This window comes from Frankia sp. CeTa3Moorea (genome assembly GCF_978021225.1).
Window position 1 is genome coordinate 1 of sequence record NZ_CDXDOR010000053.1, and the last position, 4,518, is coordinate 4,518.

4 protein-coding genes are annotated in these 4,518 nt (G+C 68.7%); 1 reads left to right on the forward strand and 3 read right to left on the reverse strand.

All coding sequences use genetic code 11. The features are described from left to right. Positions 1–1,428 (reverse strand): glycosyltransferase (locus tag AC08OV_RS11670; RefSeq protein WP_476619653.1); only part of this gene is annotated, 1,428 nt, incomplete at its 3' end. Between the two features lie 464 nt (positions 1,429–1,892). Here AC08OV_RS11670 and AC08OV_RS11675 point away from each other — a divergent pair. Next, positions 1,893–2,570, forward strand: coding sequence for a TetR/AcrR family transcriptional regulator (locus tag AC08OV_RS11675; RefSeq protein WP_476594224.1), 678 nt, complete (start codon positions 1,893–1,895; stop codon positions 2,568–2,570). Positions 2,571–2,765: 195 nt separating this feature from the next. Here AC08OV_RS11675 and hpnH read toward each other — a convergent pair whose 3' ends face one another. Both hpnH and AC08OV_RS11685 read right to left on the reverse strand, forming a co-directional pair. Next, positions 2,766–3,770, reverse strand: coding sequence for an adenosyl-hopene transferase HpnH (hpnH, locus tag AC08OV_RS11680; protein ID WP_011435280.1), 1,005 nt, complete (start codon positions 3,768–3,770; stop codon positions 2,766–2,768). A 247-nt stretch (positions 3,771–4,017) separates the two neighbouring features. Further along, positions 4,018–4,518: PaaI family thioesterase (locus AC08OV_RS11685; protein ID WP_476619654.1), on the reverse strand; the 501-nt coding region annotated here is incomplete at its 5' end.

Here is a 4,518-nt window from a genome sequence, read left to right on the forward strand (position 1 = left end):
GGGCGTGGGCGTGGGGGAAGCCGGCGCCACGGCCGGCGCGGGGACCGCCGAGGATGTCGCCATCACCAGGGGTGTTGCGGGCACCGTGGACGAGGCGGATGACAAAGCCGATGAGCCGGCGGAGGCGACGGTGGCAACGCCGTCCGGGTACGGCGACACGGCTACCGGTGCCGGCATGCCCGGGGAGCCGGCCGGCCCGGCCACCGAGCCCTCACGCCGCTCACCCGGGCCATTCGGATACTCGCGGGCGGCGGCAGCCGGGGCACCGTGATCCTGGTAGGTACGCCCCTTCCAGGCCGCTCCCCGCCCGGCCCGCTTGAGCCGCGCCGAGTCCACCGTCATCGCGAGGTACAGCACGGCCACTCCGGGGAGCAGCAGGGCCAGCGGCAGCGGCTGACGATAGTAGCGGGTCATCGGCAGATAGGTGACAGTCATGATCAACCAGGTGATCCCGCCGACGAGAGCCGTGGCGACGTCGCCGGTCACGATGCCTACGATGGTCGCGACCACCGGGATGACGAAGACCAGGCTCAGTCCCAACACGGTCCCGACCAACAGCGACGGGGAGTGCCGCAACTGCGCATAGGCGCTGCGGGACACCATCTTCCACAGATCCGCGAGCCGCGGATACGGGCGCTGGCTGTGGACCTGCTCTGCGAGTCCGAGCCACGTCCGCCCACCCGAGCGCTTGATGATCCGCGCGATCGCCACGTCGTCGATGACGGCGCCGCGCACCTCCGCCAGTCCACCGGCCGCCGCAAGGGCCTCCCGGCGGATCAGGGAACATCCGCCGGCCGCAGCGGCCACCCGCGAACCCGGCCGGTTCGACCACCGGAACGGGTACAGCATCGCGAAGAAGTGCACGAAGGCCGGGACGATCAGACGCTCCCAGCCGGTCTGCACCCGCAGCACGGCCATCTGCGACACCATGTCCAGCTTCTGGGAGGTCGCCGACGCGACGAGCGCAGTCAGCGATCCCGGGCGATGGGAGATGTCCGCGTCGGTGAGGAGCAGGAAGTCGACGTCGCCAGCGCACTCGATGCCCCGCCGCAGCGCCCACAGCTTCCCGGTCCAACCGGCGGGGGGTTCGGTGGATGTGGTCATGGCCGGCGTCACGTTGGTCTCGCCGCGCGCAGCGGCCTGTTCTGCCAGGTCCCGGGCAACCTCCGTGGTCCCGTCGGTGGAACCGTCGTCCACCAGGATCAGCCGGGCACGACCGGGGTAGTCCTGGGCAAGCAGCGTCGGAAACGTCACGGGAAGCACGTCGGCCTCGTCCCGAGCCGGCACGACGATCGCCACACTGGGCCAAGCGGCCGGCGCCTGCCGGGATGGCAGGCGCTGATCGGTCCGCCAGAAGAACCCATGGCCGACGGTCAGGTAGAGCCAAGCGAGCAGAGAGGCAACGGCGACCCACAGCAGCACTGTCACAGAAAGTGATACTGCCACGGGCCCCTCAAGGGCGTGCGGGCGCCCCGGGTAATGCGGGGTCACAAGGCTTCCGTCCCGGTCTGGCCGAGCCGGTACGGAGATCTCCCCCCCGAAACGCTCCTGCCGCCACCATGAAATCCCGGGCCTCCGGCCGGCGGTGGGGTAGCCGACATGAGCATCGACGATGGTGCCCACCACACCCCGCGGAAACGATGATCACCTCCCGTCACCTCACCATCGGCGGCGGTGATCGGAGATACCCGACGGCAACAAGTTGAAAACGAAAAGTGATCGGCGGTGCGCGACGAACGGCTGGCGAGGGCGCGACCAGAGGGCGAGACGACAGCCACGGATCGGTGTCCGTCGGCGGTTGCGGGTTCATCGGAGCAGGTTCGTCACGACCAGGCCCGCTCGTGCCGGGACGGTAGTGGGTACAACGGCCTCGGCTACACCATAATCAAGGGGTGACACGAAGCCGTCGTACCGCGCAGACGGCTGACACCCGTCAGGCCTTGATCTCCGCCGCCCGCCGTCGGTTCGCCGAACAGGGGTTCGCCTCCACCGGCACCGAGGAGATCGTCGCCGACGCGCAGGTCACCCGTGGCGCGCTCTACCACCACTTCCGCGACAAGGCCGCGCTGTTTCGCACCGTGATGGAACAGGTCGCGACGGAGGTGGCCGAACAGCTCGTCGCTGGTGAACTTGCCCGGGACGCGGAGCTTCCCAGCGACGCCTGGACGCAGCTCCGGTCCGGGTTCCAGTCCCTGCTCGACATCTCCACCGCGGACAGCGACTTCCAGCGCATCGTCCTCGTCGACGGTCCGGCCGTGCTGGGCAACGACGCCTGGGATGCGCTCGTCGAGAAGCACGGCTACCGGCTGCTCTCGGAGTGGCTGGAGCGCGCGATGGCCGAGGACCGCATCGACCCGCTGCCGGTGGTCCCGCTGACCAGGCTGGTCGCCGCCCTGCTGTCGGAGGCGAGCATCTACACCGCCGGCGCCGCGGACCCGGACACCGCCCGCCTCGAAGTCGGCACCGTGCTCGACCGGCTGCTGCGCGGACTCGGCCGCGGTGGCGATCTCGCCGAGCAGCCGCCGGTCAGTGCCGACGGCGGCGCCGGCTCCCGCGGGACTGCCGGCTAAAGCCGGCTGGCATCGTCGACGCCAGCGAAACCCTGCTCCCGCCGGCCCTGCTCCCGCCGGTGCGGGCCGGGGCGGCACAGACGGCGACCGCCCCGACCGGGTGACCCCGGTCGGGGCGGTGACTTGCCGTGCCGGACGACGTCATCTGACGGTGACGGTGGCGCCGTGAACCGGCTCAGACCACGATGGGCCAGCTCAGACGCTGCGAGCCGCCCGGATGGACTCCTTGAGGGAACCCATGGTGGCCAGCACCGCGGAGGTCTCATAGCCGCAGTGCGCCATGCAGTTCGCGCACCGCGGGTCCTTGCCACGACCGTAGGCGTCCCAGTCGGTGGTCTCGACGAGCTCCTTGTAGGACGAGACGTACCCGTCGCTCATCAGGTAGCAGGGCTTCTGCCAGCCGAAGAGCGAGTAGCTCGGGATGCCCCACGCGGTGCAGCTGAGCTCCCTCTTACCCTCCAGGAAGTCCAGGAAGACCGGCGAGTGGTTGAGCCGGAACTTCTTGCGCCGGCCGTCCGCGAAGACCTTCGAGAACATCTCGCGGGTCTCCTGGACCCCCAGGAAGTGCTCCTGGTCGGGCGCCTTCTCGTAGGCATAGCCGGGTGAGAGCTGGATCTGGTCGACCTTGAGGTCGTCGTTGAGGAACGTCAGGATGTCGATGACGTCCTGCGGGCTGTCGTTGTTGAAGAACGTCGAGTTGGACCCGACCCGGAAGCCCGCGGCCTTCGCCGCGTGGAAGGCGCGGACGCACTCGTCGAACGTGCCCTCCTTCTCCACCACCGCGTCGTGCCGCTCACGCAGACCGTCGATGTGCAGGACGAAGGTGAAGTACGGCGACGGGGTGAAGTTCTTGAGCTTCTTCTGGAGCAGCAGCCCGTTCGTGCAGAGGATCACGAACTTCTTGCGCTTGACCAGCTGGTTCACGATCTCGTGGATCTGCGGGTGCATCAGCGGCTCGCCGCCCGCGATCGCGACCACCGGAGCGCCGCATTCCTCCACCGCAGCCAAGGCGTCGTCGACGCTCATCCGCTGCTTGAGGACGGACGCCGGGTGCTGGATCTTGCCACATCCAGTGCAGGACAGGTTGCAGGCAAACAGCGGCTCCAGCTCCAGTACGAGCGGGAAGTGCTTGCGACGAAGCAGCTTCTGCTTCGCCAGGTAGGTCCCAATCCGGAGCTGGTACCGCCACTCGACCGCCACGGCTGGCCCCCTCTCGTTAGGTCACCAGTGGATGAGCGATGATCTCTGCATTGACCATACAGCGTGTACGTACAGACTGCATGTGGATCGTCCGATGAACTGCCCCACAAGGGTGTCCGTTAGCCGACCCCGCCGAGTTGCGGACACCGGGAAGACAAGGCCGGGACAGCACGGACACGAGTTCGGGACAGTCCATGGACGATGTCGGGCCGGGCCGCCGGTCAGGCCGCGGAATCAGGCCATGGGATCAGGCCGTCCCACCCATGATCAGACAGGTGCTGCTGGCGGTGGCCACGACCTTGCCCTGGTCATCCCGGACGTCCCCCTCGGCGAAAGCCACCCGCCGTCCCGGCCTGGTCACCCAGCCGTGCGCGGTAAGTCGGCTCGGCCGGCCGTCGACAACGCGCACCGGCCGCAGGTAATTAACCTTGATCTCGATGGAGGTATACGCCACCGCGGCCGCCAGCGTGGAGTGCACCGCGCAGGCGGTCGCGGTGTCCAGGATCGTGCAGACCAGGCCACCGTGGACGAGGCCGATCGGGTTGTAGGCCGACTCGTCCGGCAGACAGGTGAAGACAACGTCTCCCGGCGTGACCTCGATTGGCCGGAAGTCGAACAGACGGGAGATCGGGGGCGGCGGAATGCGCCCGTCACGCATCGCGGACAGGAACTCCAGCCCGCTCAGCGACGCCGCCGCCGCGGCGACAGGCAGCGGGTCGTGCCAGGTGATCGTCTTACTCCGCGGCTC